We start from the raw sequence: 13,909 nt of genomic DNA on the forward strand, positions 1-13,909 counted from the left end.
CCATGAAAGCCCAACAGCGTACCCGCAGCCAGGAGCGGATTCTTAACCTGCTTAGAACTTTGAATCGAGCGGCTTCTGCTCAAGATATTTATGTAGAGCTGCGTAGTCGCAACGAAGGAATGGGGCTAGCAACGGTCTATCGCTCTTTAGAAGCGCTCAAACTGGAAGGAGTGATTCAGGTTCGCACGTTAGCAACCGGAGAATCGCTTTACAGTTCTATTCAGGAAGACAAACACCATTTGACCTGTTTGCAGTGCGGGGCATCTATTCCGATTAATGAATGCCCCGTTCACGATCTAGAAGACCAGCTGCACCAGTCTTACCGCTTCAAAATCTATTACCACACTCTGGAGTTTTTTGGGCTGTGTACTGAATGCCAGCTGGCTCACGCAAGCGATAACACTTCTGACTAAGATCCAAACATCTTTGGCTCGTCCTTATCTCTATCTCCAATCATGGAGCGCATTCCTTCAACCGTAGCAGGAATGCTGCGTGGGTCCATAAACATAACCTTGCTGCTGCCGCTGGTGCCAATCTTAGAACCCATGTCGATGTAGTTTTGAGTCATCAAAAACTGAAGTGCTTCATGAGCATTGGGATCAGATTTCAACGTACTCGCGATGACTTGTAAAGCCTCAGCCGTTGCTTGTGCCCGCAACACTTGCTCTTGGCGTTCTGCTTGTGCTCGTAAAACAATTGTTTTTTGCTGTGCCTCAGCTTCCAAGATGGTTGCTTTTTGGCGAGCTTCGGCTTCCAAGACGCGGGCCTCAGCACTACCTCTTGCTGAGTTAACGGCTGATTCTCTTTCGCCTTCAGATGTGAGAATGGATGCCCGCTTGCGCCGCTCCGCCGACATCTGGAGCTCCATCGACTCCTGTACAGCTTTAGAGGGAACAATGTCTCGCAGTTCAACCCGGGTCACTTTAACGCCCCAGGGGTCAGTTGAGACATCTAGCTCTCGTAGCAACAGTTCGTTGATTTCAGAGCGAGCGGTAAAGGTTTCATCTAGCTCTAGCTTACCCATCTCGGCGCGAATCTGAGTTAGTACCAGATTGACCATTGCCGATTGAAGATTCTCGACCTTGTAGTAGGCTTTCTCTAAGTCCATGATGCGCCAGTACACGACCGCATCAACTGAAATCGAGACATTGTCACGAGTGATGCACTGCTGCGGCGGAATGTCGATCACCCGCTCACGAATGGTTTGCTGGTAAGCAATGCGATCCAGGAAAGGAACCGTGAAATTAAGTCCTGGCGAAAGTTTTCTACCATTGTATCGCCCTAACCGTTCAACTAATGCTTCGTTTCCCTGGTTAACGATGCGAACCGATTTTGTCAGAACAGTACCACCAAAAACTAAAAATATTAAGAATCCTACCAAGTCACCCACGTTAAACAACCTCCAATTTTTGGGTTTTCATTAGGGAAACTGCTGAGGCTGTGCCCGCAGCAGGCTTTCTGGTATGACGATAAGTGTGTTGCCCCGACGTTCTACGACGTAGACTCTTTGGTTGGGAGCGATCGCCATTTCATCATCTTCGCAACGAGCCTGCCAGGAATTTCCCTCATAAAGTACTCGACCTGTTTGCCCTGGCAAAATTTCTGTGATTGTCTGTGCTTCCGTCGCATCAGCAATTAACCGATGTTTGCTTTGAGGAATAAAGCGGCGAGACAAGACAGTGAGAATTACGGACAGTGCTAGCCAGAGAACAACCTGAATCCCGAAGTGAGGCACTACTAGCGCCACCAAGCCGACTACAATGGCGCTGACTCCCATCGTGAATTCCACAAATGCTGTCGGTAAAGTCATCTCCATGATGCAGAGAATTACACCCGCAAGCAGCCAAAGAACTGTGGGACTTAGCGACATATATTCAGCTCTCGATACACAGGTCTGTCGATATTCAATAACTTCACTGGTAGCAACAGCAATTCCGCTATTTCAGCTTCAGAGAATCACTACAGGCTTGCTTAGAGTAAGCTTGCCCACACTTTCAATCTAACTTAGTGTTTGTTTACATCCCCACGATGTCAGCTTATCTTCCGTTTGTTTATAGCCACTTTTTATACCAACTTTAAAGCTGCGTATTTTTGAACCTGCCCTGCGTAGGCAGGGCAGGTTCAAAAATATGCAGCTTCATGTAGAAACGGTATTACATCGTTGCAATGTCAGCTTATCTTTAAGGGTAATTGTTCGTCTTGTTTGAGTGCATGAGCCGTCCCCATTCTTCGATTGAATGCCCCAACCCAGAGTGCCTTCATTCCAATAATTCGCTCGGTAGCCGTATCTGCGATCGCTGCCAAACGCCACTGCTCTATAACTACCTATGGGCAGTCGGGGCAGTAGACCACATCCCGACTGGAACCCGGATAAACGGTAGATATGGCGTGGTGGCTCCTAGAATCTGGCTGGATACGCAGCCGGGGCGATCGCCCGATGTTCCATCGAGTTTACCTGATGCAGCTTTGCCCTACTTGCACCTGTATCCCCAACGGCTTTATGTACCGGGAGTGTTTGGGTTTTGCGCCCTCAAGGGAGGCGACGTAGCCATGCTGCTGGAGAATGCTCCTATTGACCTGACAGGTAAGCTTTACCCAGCAATCGCCACGGTTTGGTCACGGGGAACAGCGGTGCGTCAGGTTTACTGGCTGTGGCAAATTCTGCAACTGTGGACTCCACTTCAGGAGATGGGAGTTGCTGCTAGTCTCCTGACTCCAGATAATCTGCGGATTGAGGGATGGCGAGTGCGGCTGCGAGAGCTTTACAGCGATGAGCCAGAGATTGATCAGCTGGATACTACTGAGCCAGAGGTGGGCGAGTCAAATACGAGTGAGCTAGAGACTGCTGAGCCAAATGATGGGAGATTAGAATCCACGACAGAGGAGACAGCCAGTCCGCGATCGCTTAAAGAATTGGCAGACGTTTGGCTAACCTGGATTGACGGCTCACAGGAAGCCTTGATCCAGCCCTTACGAAAGATTTGTCAGCGAATGCAGTCTGCTACGTCTAAGGAAGCGGAGGGGGCGATGCAAAGCAGTTCCCCCTTTGGAGCGATCGCCACTCAACTCAACCAGCTTTTGCTAGAACAGGCAGCTCAGCAACCCCTCCAGCTCAGCATCGCAGGCGCAACCTCAACGGGTCCAAAACGGACACACAACGAAGATGCTTGCTATCCAATCACGCTCAATTCAGCGGAACCGCCCCAGTTTAGTGAGCTACTGCCCCATCTGGCGATCGTGTGTGACGGCATTGGTGGGCACGCAGGTGGAGAAGTTGCCAGCCAGCTTGCCCTGCGCTCTCTGCAGCTTCAGTTTCGGGCACTGCTGGCTGAGATTGCTGAGCAGCCAGAACTGATGACTCCAGAGGTTGTGACTCAGCAAATAGAAGCAATCATTCGTGTAGTCAACAACCTAATTGCCGCGCAAAACGATACTCAGGGACGAGAATTGCGTCAACGCATGGGCACAACCCTGGTGATGGCACTGCAACTGCCCCAGAAAATCGAGACTCCAACTGGTGCGAGTAACACCCATGAACTTTACCTAGCACATCTGGGAGACAGTCGTGCCTATTGGCTGACTCCGCGCTATTGCCACACGCTCACCGTGGATGATGATGTCGCTACTCGGGAAGTGCGGATGGGGCGCAGCCTCTACCGAGACGCTTTAAAGCGACCCGATGCTGGAGCCCTGACTCAAGCTTTAGGCACACGGGATGGTGAGTTTCTACATCCAGTCGTGCAGCGGTTCGTTCTGGAGGAGGATGGTGTGCTGCTGCTTTGCTCGGATGGGCTGAGCGACCACAATCGAGTTGAGCAGTCGTGGGAGCCACTAACCCGCCAGTTGTTTAAGGGAGAGCTTACTCTAGACGAAGCTGTTCAAGCCTGGATCGAGGTCGCCAGCGAGAAAAACGGACACGACAACATTTCTGTGGTGCTGTTGCAGTGTCAGGTTTCACCTCAGTATCCTCAACCGCTCGAGCCAAAACTGCCACCTGCACCGCTCGTCAGTCAGTCAGAACTGTCAGAATCTTCCAGAGCATTGCTGTATGGGGACGAAGAAGAATTTGAGTCAGAAACAACCGATTTTGCAACCCGTTCTCGACAGAAGGCGAGTCCGCTGGCGATCGCTTTTGGGCTTGCCGTCTTAATGTTTCTACTGGGGGTAGCGGGCGTTGCTGCTTGGCGACAAATCAATCCCGAAAGCTTTAACCGAACCTGGGAACGACTGCTCCAGCCGTCTTCTCAATCCTCCCCTTAAAGCAGCCCCCTTACATAAATGGTCTGAATCGCTGTACGTCTCTGTCAGACAGCGATTCCCCGCAAGCAGTTTATTGAGTAGTGCTATCCAATGGGACAAGGGGTTTGAGTGCATGTCACCTTATATGCAAAGATAAGGATGAGGAGTCTGATCCAAGGCTGAGGCGAAATGCGCTGACTCAGACGTAAACATTAGCGACTACTTGAGAGAGAACACCGAAAGTTTATGAAAGTTGGCGATCGCGTTCGCGTAAAAGAATCTGTTACTGTCTACCATCACCCCGAACACCGAAACGAGCCTTTTGACATCAATGGGCAAGAAGGCGAAGTAATCGGGATTGCAAGTGAATGGAAAGGTAAGCCTATCAGCGCTAATTTTCCAATTCATGTCAAGTTTGCAGGCAAACTCAGAGCGCATTTGCGCGAAAGCGAACTGGAGTTGGTTGAGTCATGACCGCCTGTTCCAGGCTCGGTAAAACCAACCCAATAAGTTGAAATCGCCTTGCATCTTGATCAATTCCTGGCGATGCTGGTTTGCTAGCTGCTGATATTCTTCACAATATTCTTCAAACGCCTGCCGTAAACGAACTTCTTCATAAAAGGTGTAAGTGATGCGGTAGCTAGCAAAAATCTCAATCTCTGGCTGAGCCGCTTGAGGAATCAATAGGGAATGTTGGTCGGGCATGGGTGCAATCTAGCAATATTTCAGCAACTTCATAAAACACAGTAGCGACTTAGCTCAAGATTAGCGCAAGGAAACGTCCCTAGGTGTGAGGACGGAGCCTCAGGGCACTGCGCTACCATGGAGCAATCCTAAATGGTTTGTGAAAGTTCCCTAAATAGGCGCTTTCACAGACTATCTCGTTCATAAATTAAATAGGACTGCTCATTAATCTGAAGTTAATGCTGTTTCTATTTGAAGCTGCATATTTTGGGACATGTTCTGTGTACGCAGCTACGCTCTAAGACACGCTGCCCAAAGAGAATTAGATGTGAGCTACGAACTTAACAGGGACTAGCAATGAAAACACAGGAAGCTCAAGCAAATGAGACGTTAAAAGATTATGCTCATTTAGCAATTCAAAAACACTTTAAGAAATCTATAAAACATGAATCAGATGTGTTGAAGGGTAGCGATCCAGAACCGCTGCATCAAATGCGAGTGGGAATGCGCCGCTTAAGGACAGCCCTACAGGTATTTGAACCTGCCTTAGATCTACCGGAAGCAGTAGGCGATCGCCAAATCAAAAAAATCGCTCAATGCTTAGGGGCGGTTAGAGATCTAGATGTTTTAGAGATAGCACTCAAAGAAAGCTATCGCCCGCAGTTGAAGGGAAAAGAACAGAAGAAATTAGATCAGGTTGTAGAGAGTTTACAAAAGCAGCGCGATCGCCAATTTAGCCGAATTGAAAAATTATTTGAAAGCCAACAGTACCGCAAATTCAAGCAATCTTTCAAAGGCTGGTTAGAACAACCTAGCTATAGGGCGATCGCTCCGCTACCGCTACTGCAAGTTTTGCCAGATCTGTTGTTACCTTTAATCAGTAATTTGTTGCTGCATCCTGGTTGGCTATTCAGCACCTGGGTAGAATCTGGTGAAATCAAACTACCGACTTTGCTCGATTCGGAACATATCAACCAACAGCTAGATGAGCAAGCAGAAGTGCTGCACGACCTTCGCAAACAGATGAAGCGGGTACGCTATCAAACTGAATTCTTCACCGATTTCTACGAACCTACTTTCATGTTGCGGGTACGAGAATTTCAAGCTGTGCAGGAAATTTTGGGGGAATTGCAAGATGCTGCTGTCCTCAATGACTTTTTGACCAGTGAACTGCAACTCAACTGGCAAGAACAACTGCCGACACTAGCTGAGCAACTTGAAGAAAATCGGATTCGTGCCTGGGCAAATTGGCAGCCCATCCAGCGGCAGTATTTGAATCCCGATTTTCGAGAACAGCTTCGTCAACTGGTTGCTACGCCCCTAAAGCCATCCCTTCAACCGGTAAACCACTAAACCCAGGTATTCCTTCAAGGCGCGGGTCGTTTGTTGCAGCGGCTCAGCGTCTGGGATCAGGCTTAAGACCAGTCCCTCCGTAGTTTGGCTTGCTTCTTCAGCATTGCGCTCTGTCACTAAAAAGTCAGTAGGTGCGGGGATCGCTTCGATCCCTTGTTTTTGGAAGATTTTTAGCGATCGCGGCATGTGCATTGCCGAAGTCACCAGCAGCACCCGATTCAAATTGCGTTCCTGCAAAATTTGGCGGACATTAACCGCATTTTCATAAGTGTTAAGCGAACTAGGGTCCTGTAGAATTGCCGTCGCTGGCACACCCAATGCTTCAACAATTTTTGCCATATCGGCTGACTCTGGTGGACCGCCATCCTTCCAGTCAATTCGACCACCGCTAAGAATCACAAGGGGTGCCTTGCCTTCCCGGTAGAGTTGTGCGCCATAAAGGGTGCGATCGCCTGCCTCACTCACATCTACCCAGGGGCGAGGAGGTGTTTCGGGCTTGATCCCGCCGCCCAAGACCACGATCGCATCTGCTGTCGGTAGCCTAAAGGTAGGAATATGCTGCCATTCCAGCGATTGCACAAGTTGGTTGGCGACCCAGGTATTGCCCCCAGCTAGCAATAGCACCAGCGCCAAAACGATGTTCAACGCGGCAAGTCTTGGCTTGCGCCAGAGCAGCACTAAAGCCAGCAGCAGCAGCAAACAGGATAATCCCAACGGGTAAACGAACAGGGGCAGTAGCTTAGATAGGAAAAGGAACATAAAACAGGGAAAGGGAATAAGGGATGAGGGATGGAGGGGTAGGAGGGGGGCTTCTCTGCCTGCCTCCTACCCCCTACCATTTGACCAAACAGTTCAACTTTATTCAGAGCAATGTGCCATGCAAATTGAGACGCTAGCAGTTCATGCAGGTCGTCAGGTCGATCCTACGACGGGGGCGATCGCTCCTCCCATTCAGCTATCAACGACATTTGAGCGAGCAGCAGATGGCAGCTATCCCCAAGGCTATATCTACACCCGCACCAGCAATCCTAACCGAACAGCTCTAGAGCAATGTCTTGCTGCCTTAGAGGGGGGAACAGTGGCAGCGGCGTTTGCATCCGGGTCTGCGGCAACCATGAGCATCTTTCAAGCGCTTGCTCCCGGTGATCACGTAATTGCACCCTGTGATGCCTACACGGGAACTACAACATTGCTAAAAACGATGTTTGTCCCTTGGGGCCTGTCAGTCACATTCGTAGACATGACCGATCCCACGCAGGTACAGCAGGCTTTGCAACCCAACACTCGCCTCGTTTGGATTGAAACACCATCAAATCCGATGCTAAGAGTGACAGATATTGGCAAAGTTGCTGATCTTGCCCATCAGGTTGGAGCGGTTTGCGCTTGTGACAACACCTGGGCGACTCCAATTTTGCAACAGCCACTTCAACAAGGGGCTGATTTAGTAATTCACGCAACCACTAAATATTTGAGCGGACATAGTGATGTGTTGGGTGGGGCAGTGGTAGCGCAGGCAGAGTCTGAGTTTTTTGACAAAGTTCGGCATATTCAAACTGTAGGCGGCGCAGTGGCAGCTCCATTCGACTGCTGGCTGACACTCAGAGGGATTCAAACCTTGCCCTGGAGAATGCAGGCGCATTCTCACCATGCCATGCAGATCGCTCGTTTTCTCAGTCAGCACCCTGCAGTTGAAGCGGTTCACTATCCTGGATTGGAAACGCACTCAGGTCATGCGATCGCCGCTCAGCAGATGCGAAACTTTGGCGGAATGCTCTCGTTTCAGGTTAAAGGCGACAAACAGCAGGCAGTTGCAGTAGCGGCAAAATTGCGTCTCATCACTCGCGCAACCAGTTTGGGAGGCGTTGAAAGCCTGATCGAACACCGAGCCTCAATCGAAGGGGCAGATACCAAAACCCCTGAAAATTTGCTGCGACTATCGGTCGGTTTGGAAAATATTGAAGACCTGATTGAGGATTTGGAGCAGGCGATCGCTAGTTAGCAAGAGCAACGTTTTTCAGGGCAAAGCTTTTCTTGTTATAGCCCTCTGCCTCTTATCTATTTCAGAAGGCAGAGCCTCGCTGTAGGCATCCCCAGGTTCTACCTGGGGACGGGATTCTTGTCTAGAATTCCAAGGGACGAAGCAGCTCATCCAGCCAGATTTCTACCTGCTGGCGCAAACGTACAGATGGATTGGCGGTAGAGGCGGCAGATTCAGGGAGACAATCAATTGCCCGTTGGTAGTCAGCCGCAGCACAGTTCCAATCACCCCAAAGATGGTAAGTGCGTCCCCGCTCAGCATAGATGTGTCCTTCTAGACGACCCAGGTGTAGCCCCAAGTCAAAGCTTTCAACGGCACGATCATACATTTGCAGGTCACGGAAGGTAATGCCCTGATTGATCCAGGCACGGACATTACTGGGGTTTAGCTCAAGCGCCATTTCGTAATCCAAAATTGCATCCAGATATAGCCCTTGAGCGACGTAATAGTTGGCGCGGTTGTTGTAAACGCTGTCTAAGCAAGGATTTAAGTCTAGGGCCGTATCGTAGTCGGCGATCGCTTCCTCTAACTGACCATTCTGAAAATAAACCAGTCCTCGGTTGTTGTAATCAGTCGCGTTGTCAGGATGGCGCTCAATGAGTTCGTTAAAAATCTCAATCGCTCCAAGGCGATCGCCTTGCTGCACCCGATTCATTGCCTGCTGTCGCAAGAGCGTATTGCGATCAGTCTGGCTCAACTCAACCGGCTTACGACTAACCACGTTACAAGACCGACGCTGTTTTGGCTGCCAGCGCGTTGGCGTCCGATGAACCGAGCAGGTAGGGCAGGCACTTGCTGTACTGCTCAAGCTGTTTCCATTCTTGCAACTTTTGTTTAGACGGCTCAGGCGGTTAGAAGGGCGCGTGTTCATTCTATCCTCGGGGTATATAGGCTCAAGAGAGACACGATCAAGCGGAACTAAGTCCAGCGTTCTCGGTCTAAGGGGATTTTGAGTAGCGGAGTCTATGGTTTAAGTGTCTTTCGCCTTGGCGTTTGACACATCTATCCATGTGTCACTTGATAATGTGTCTTAGCGATAGATGTCAGCGTATAAGTACTGAAACCTTCATCCCTGCCTCCAAACGGATTCAGGGAAACATCAAGTGAGCAGAAGCACCCGTAAGTTAGAGTTAGAGCGGAACTACAAGCAATTCATTCTTCCATTCAGGACTAACCGCAGTCCGTGTAATTTCCGAATCTTTGTAAAAAATTTGCAAATCTCGTCATATACCGCCCGATTTTGTAACAGCTTTAGAAGCTGACACGAGCTTATAGAGTCGGACACGGTAGAATGCAAAGGAATTGCAATGCTGCGAGGGCGCTATTTAGGCTATGACAACTACGACCACCAATCCCAACCCTTCAGATCTCTCTACGAATGATTATGTGGTGATTGGTTTAGCCACTTGCTTCATCAAAGAAGACGCTGAAATTCACCAGGTCAAAGTCGCGGAACCGATTCCTTCGGCAGCACTGGAGGCAATATTGAAGGGAATTCCAACCTCTTATGAGTTAGCCTGTGCCACCACTTTAGGGTCAGTGTTAGTTGAGGGTGAGCCACAGATGCTAACCAGCTTTCCGGCGGAGGCTCAGTTTTGTGATGAATTTGCTAACCGGGCGATCGCCGCTGCCCGCACTTATAAAACTCGCCCTGTTGCAACTGAGCACATTCCTCAAGGGACAACTCGACAGGACTTCAATTTTTCCTTAGAGCGCAAACGAGTTTTGAATTCTGAGCGCATCATCAAAAGCGAGGATAATGTTAAGCAACACGCTTATACCCATCAGGTTCTTTGAACTGCATAAAATTTCATAGCTTGTATTTTGTTTAAAAGTTTGAAGCGGCTCTCACTGGTTGAGAGCCGCTTCAAACTATCTAAAGCTTGAATTTGCTTGTTTTGGAATTATCTGAAACCGACTGCGGCCTGCCAAACGAAAGCCAGCAGGAAGAAAAAGACGGGAATCACAGGCAAAACATCCACCAGGGGATCAAAAATTGCATAAGCTTCGGGTAACTTTGCCAACAGCAATGCCGCTTCCATAAATGAGCCTACCTCTTCAACACAGATTTCATAATTGCCATGTATCTTAACACAGCTACGTGAGATGTTATCAGTTCATGTCCTAAATCATTCCTCAAATAAAGCCTAAGTTTTTGGGTTAGGAAGCAGTCAAAATTTCTGTCACTTAACAGGCGCGGAATATATCTAGCGAGTTAGTTTTGTAGGTAGGGCGACATGCTAAAGTCAATGCGTTAGACGGGCACCTGCCCCTGTCTAAGCAAGCATCTCAGCATTTGTCCTATTTACTTTTCATCCTTGCCCATGCCTCAAAGAGCCAGCGGTATCTTGCTTCACCCAACTTCTCTACCAAGCCGATTTGGTATTGGAGATGTGGGATCAGAAGCCTATCAGTTCGTTGATTTTCTACACAACAGCAAGCAGCAGATCTGGCAAATCCTGCCTTTGGGGCCGACCGGGCACGGTAACTCTCCTTATATGTCTTACTCGTCAATGGCGGGTAATCCAATGCTGATCAGCCTAGATTTGCTGCGAGAGCAAAATTTGCTGAGCGAGGACGATTTCGCTAATCTGCCGGAGTTTCCACTGGATCGGGTAGATTACAATTTGGTGTCTCAGGTTAAAACTCCTCTGCTGTTTCAAGCTGCAGAAAACTTCAGTGCGAATGCCTCTGCCGAGCAGCGTCAGGAATTTGATGCATTCTGCGCTACACGAGGGTTTTGGCTTGACGACTATGCATTCTTCATGGCGCTGAAAGAAGCTCATGACGGCAAGGGGTGGCATCAGTGGGATGAGGCGATCGCCACTCGTCAACCTGACGCAGTAGAACAATGGCAACAACGGCTAACATCCGAAATCTTCCGCCATAAGTACTGGCAATTTGAGTTTTTCCGCCAGTGGTCCCACCTGAGACAATACGCTAATGAACGCGGCATTACCATCATCGGCGACATGCCCATCTACGTTGCCCATGATAGTGCTGACGTTTGGGCCTATCCTCAGATTTTTCATCTTGATCCTGAAACCCTAGAACCTGCTTTGATGGCAGGGGTGCCTCCCGACTACTTCAGCGCTACTGGACAGCTTTGGGGTAACCCGATTTATAACTGGGAAGTAATGCAGGAGCGGGGGTTTAAGTGGTGGCTACAGCGCTTTCAGGCAATGCTAGATTATGTTGACCTGACGCGGGTTGACCACTTCCGGGGCTTTAGCGCTTATTGGGCGGTTAAGCAGGGTGAAACTACCGCGATCGACGGCGAGTGGGTTGATGCGCCAGGCGAAGAGCTTTTCCAGACGATAGAGAGAGAGTTAGGCATCCTGCCCATCCTGGCAGAAGATTTGGGGCTAATTACACCAGACGTAGAAGCACTACGGGATAAGTTTCAGTTCCCAGGGATGAAGATTCTTCAGTTTGCCTTTGGTGGTGGACCTGACAATCCCTATTTGCCATTTAATTACGGGCAAAACTATGTGGTTTACACAGGTACTCATGACAACAACACAACGGTTGGATGGTATGAGGAACTGCAGGACTACGAGCGCGAAAATCTATTTCGCTATTTAGGCTGCACGAGCTCAGATGGAATTCACTGGGATCTGATCCGGCTGGCTATGAGTTCTGTCGGCGATCGCGCTATCTTCCCTTTGCAAGACATTTTGGGGCTTGGTTCTGATTCCCGTATGAATAGCCCTGGACAGCCTGCTGGCAACTGGGAATGGCGTTATCGGTCTGAGGCATTGTGGTCAGGATGGAGCGATCGCCTGCGGATTCTCACCGAAACCTATGGACGTGCCCCCAGCGAGAAGGCAACGTCATAGTGCTTTGCGTCAGTTCTAATTGCAAGTTCTAATTGCAATAGCAGCATCGGTGTTACTGCAACGGTGCTGTTGCTGGCAAACTTGCTGAATCTTGGCTAGCAGAGAAGGTTACCTCCTCAACATTGCCTGCAGCCCCCATGCTTTCGGGTTTACTGTCGTTGTACGAAACTTGAACGCCGCCCGCGTTGCCAGCCCGCACTGTAAGCTGGCTATCTGCTGTCCAAGTGCGCTCCGTCCCTTCTGGCAAAATTCCCTGAAAGTCTGTTTGCCCGTCTACCTCAACCCGTAACCAAGACTGCTCAGTCAAAGTAACTGCGACTCGCACAGGTTTATCAGAGGCAGCAGGCGTTGTAGCTTGAGGTGCAGGGCTTGCCGTTGGAGAGGCTTCAGGGGTGGTCGTCTCAGTCGCAGGAGCCTGAATCACATTATTTGTTTCTGCACTCACCCAGGAGGCAGAGCGGCTCATCAGGTAGGACAATCCGCTTACGGCTGCCACAATCAACAAAACATAAATCAGGTAAAGATGGATCGGACGCAGTTGAGCCGCAGGGGAATTTTTCCAGGAAGGCTGGGTTGTCCGCAATCCAGAACCCGCTGGAAAAGCATTAGCAACCTCCGCTCCACTCAACCCTAGAGCATCAGCATAGCGCTTGATAAAGCCTCGAATATAGACAGGCTCAGGCAATTGGTGCAGCTTGCCATGTTCAATTGCATTTAACAGACGAGCTTGAATTAGCGTTTTTGCAGCGACTTGCTCCAAAGTCAGCAGACGTTCTTCGCGAGCTTGTCTGAGGTAAGCTCCGATTTCTGATAACTTATCTGACTGATTTTGCTCTGCTTGAGAAACTATATCTTTATTCATAACTTCCATACCCTTCGATATCTAGCGACCTACCACTATTGGATTTGGCAACTCTTGCTGGAACTGACTAGCCTGAGTTTTCAGAAAACTGATTTCAGTATCTTGCAGTGGACGATACTGCCCGCTGGGCAACTGCTGAAGCTGAATGGAGCCGATTGCAACTCGATGAAGCTGGAGAACTGGAAACCCCAGTTGAGCTGCTACCCGCCGAATTTGTCGATTTCGTCCTTCTCGTAACACAATTTCCAGGAGTGTTTGAGTGTCTTTGTCTGATTCTAAGACTCTAACTTCAGCAGGCAAAGTAAGTCTGTCTGACAACATTACGCCCTTTCGCCACGCTTCTAGAGCAGACTCTGGGGGATGACCTTGAACCCAAACATGATAGGTTTTAGGCACCGAGTGCCGAGGATGGGTCAGGCAAAACGTTACAGTGCCATCATTAGTCAGTAGCAGTGCGCCTGTAGAATCTGCATCTAGCCGCCCCACTGGATACACCTTGTAATCTTGTCTCAACTGGTGAGGCAGCAGATCAAGAACAGTTTCACGGTTTTGAGGATCGTTGCAGGTCGTCACTACTCCAGCAGGCTTATGTAGCAGCAGGTAAATCAATTCTGGACGCGATTCGGGCTGGAGTAATTTACCATCTACCTCGATCCAATCGCGATTGGGATCTGCTTTCTGCCCAAGCTGAACTACGCTCCCGTTAAGCCGAACACGCCCTTCTAGGATCATCTGCTCAGCCCCCCGTCGTGAGGTGACTCCCCACTGCGCGAGAATTTTTTGCAGTCTTTCATCCATAGGTAGTGTGCCGAATGAACAGAGAACTCATTAGTAGGTTAACAGCAAGCCGAAGCCAGCGCGATATGTACAAATATTACAGGAAGTGGAATAGAT

At 49.5% G+C, this 13,909-nt stretch carries 15 protein-coding genes; 7 read left to right on the plus strand and 8 right to left on the minus strand.

The window, feature by feature from the left end:
- Positions 1 to 2: 2 nt before the first annotated feature.
- On the plus strand, positions 3 to 413 hold the full coding sequence (locus tag H6G00_RS02350) for a Fur family transcriptional regulator (protein WP_190642396.1): 411 nt from the start codon (positions 3 to 5) through the stop codon (positions 411 to 413).
- Here H6G00_RS02350 and H6G00_RS02355 read toward each other — a convergent pair.
- Both H6G00_RS02355 and H6G00_RS02360 read right to left on the minus strand, forming a co-directional pair.
- Entirely contained in the window at positions 410 to 1,390 is a 981-nt protein-coding gene (locus H6G00_RS02355) for an SPFH domain-containing protein (RefSeq protein WP_190642397.1), read from the minus strand. The two genes, H6G00_RS02350 and H6G00_RS02355, sit on opposite strands and share 4 nt — an antisense overlap.
- A 30-nt stretch (positions 1,391 to 1,420) precedes the next feature.
- On the minus strand, positions 1,421 to 1,870 hold the full coding sequence (locus tag H6G00_RS02360; protein WP_190795487.1) for an NfeD family protein: 450 nt from the start codon (positions 1,868 to 1,870) through the stop codon (positions 1,421 to 1,423).
- Between the two features lie 341 nt (positions 1,871 to 2,211).
- Here H6G00_RS02360 and H6G00_RS02365 point away from each other — a divergent pair, with 341 nt between their 5' ends.
- Entirely contained in the window at positions 2,212 to 4,260 is a 2,049-nt protein-coding gene (locus H6G00_RS02365; protein ID WP_190795488.1) for a protein phosphatase 2C domain-containing protein, read from the plus strand.
- A gap of 225 nt (positions 4,261 to 4,485) precedes the next feature.
- Positions 4,486 to 4,713 (plus strand): ferredoxin-thioredoxin reductase variable chain, encoded by a 228-nt coding sequence (locus H6G00_RS02370; RefSeq protein ID WP_190642399.1) that lies wholly within the window; start codon positions 4,486 to 4,488, stop codon positions 4,711 to 4,713.
- Here the strand turns inward: H6G00_RS02370 and H6G00_RS02375 are convergent.
- Positions 4,708 to 4,944, minus strand: coding sequence for a hypothetical protein (locus H6G00_RS02375; RefSeq protein WP_190795489.1), 237 nt, complete (start codon positions 4,942 to 4,944; stop codon positions 4,708 to 4,710). The two genes, H6G00_RS02370 and H6G00_RS02375, sit on opposite strands and share 6 nt — an antisense overlap.
- Positions 4,945 to 5,280: 336 nt before the next feature.
- Between H6G00_RS02375 and H6G00_RS02380 the strand changes: the two genes are divergently transcribed.
- Positions 5,281 to 6,276: a CHAD domain-containing protein gene (locus tag H6G00_RS02380; RefSeq protein WP_190795490.1), complete on the plus strand. Its 996-nt coding sequence runs from the start codon at positions 5,281 to 5,283 to the stop codon at positions 6,274 to 6,276.
- On the opposite strand, the gene H6G00_RS02385 is transcribed toward H6G00_RS02380, so the two are convergent.
- Complete coding sequence (locus H6G00_RS02385) at positions 6,244 to 7,035, minus strand: YdcF family protein (protein WP_190642402.1); 792 nt, start codon at positions 7,033 to 7,035, stop codon at positions 6,244 to 6,246. The genes H6G00_RS02380 and H6G00_RS02385 overlap by 33 nt on opposite strands.
- A gap of 118 nt (positions 7,036 to 7,153) precedes the next feature.
- On the opposite strand from H6G00_RS02385, the gene H6G00_RS02390 reads away from it, so the two are divergent.
- Complete coding sequence (locus tag H6G00_RS02390; protein ID WP_190795491.1) at positions 7,154 to 8,275, plus strand: aminotransferase class V-fold PLP-dependent enzyme; 1,122 nt, start codon at positions 7,154 to 7,156, stop codon at positions 8,273 to 8,275.
- A gap of 121 nt (positions 8,276 to 8,396) precedes the next feature.
- Here H6G00_RS02390 and H6G00_RS02395 read toward each other — a convergent pair whose 3' ends face one another.
- Positions 8,397 to 9,185: a tetratricopeptide repeat protein gene (locus H6G00_RS02395; protein WP_190795492.1), complete on the minus strand. Its 789-nt coding sequence runs from the start codon at positions 9,183 to 9,185 to the stop codon at positions 8,397 to 8,399.
- 461 nt (positions 9,186 to 9,646) lie between these two features.
- On the opposite strand from H6G00_RS02395, the gene H6G00_RS02400 reads away from it, so the two are divergent.
- Entirely contained in the window at positions 9,647 to 10,111 is a 465-nt protein-coding gene (locus H6G00_RS02400; RefSeq protein WP_190795493.1) for a hypothetical protein, read from the plus strand.
- 107 nt (positions 10,112 to 10,218) lie between these two features.
- Here the strand turns inward: H6G00_RS02400 and H6G00_RS02405 are convergent, their stop codons facing one another.
- Complete coding sequence (locus H6G00_RS02405; RefSeq protein ID WP_190642406.1) at positions 10,219 to 10,356, minus strand: photosystem II reaction center protein K; 138 nt, start codon at positions 10,354 to 10,356, stop codon at positions 10,219 to 10,221.
- 282 nt (positions 10,357 to 10,638) lie between these two features.
- Here H6G00_RS02405 and malQ point away from each other — a divergent pair, with 282 nt between their 5' ends.
- Complete coding sequence (malQ, locus tag H6G00_RS02410; protein WP_190795494.1) at positions 10,639 to 12,153, plus strand: 4-alpha-glucanotransferase; 1,515 nt, start codon at positions 10,639 to 10,641, stop codon at positions 12,151 to 12,153.
- A 52-nt stretch (positions 12,154 to 12,205) separates the two neighbouring features.
- On the opposite strand, the gene H6G00_RS02415 is transcribed toward malQ, so the two are convergent.
- Complete coding sequence (locus tag H6G00_RS02415) at positions 12,206 to 13,015, minus strand: RodZ domain-containing protein (protein ID WP_190642408.1); 810 nt, start codon at positions 13,013 to 13,015, stop codon at positions 12,206 to 12,208.
- A 21-nt stretch (positions 13,016 to 13,036) separates the two neighbouring features.
- Positions 13,037 to 13,813 carry a pseudouridine synthase gene (locus tag H6G00_RS02420; RefSeq protein WP_190642409.1) on the minus strand — a complete coding sequence of 259 codons (777 nt, stop codon included), beginning with the start codon at positions 13,811 to 13,813 and terminating at the stop codon, positions 13,037 to 13,039.
- Positions 13,814 to 13,909: the final 96 nt, after the last annotated feature.

The organism is Leptolyngbya sp. FACHB-541 (assembly GCF_014695875.1).
Taxonomy (GTDB): Bacteria; Cyanobacteriota; Cyanobacteriia; order Elainellales; family Elainellaceae; genus JAAUTN01.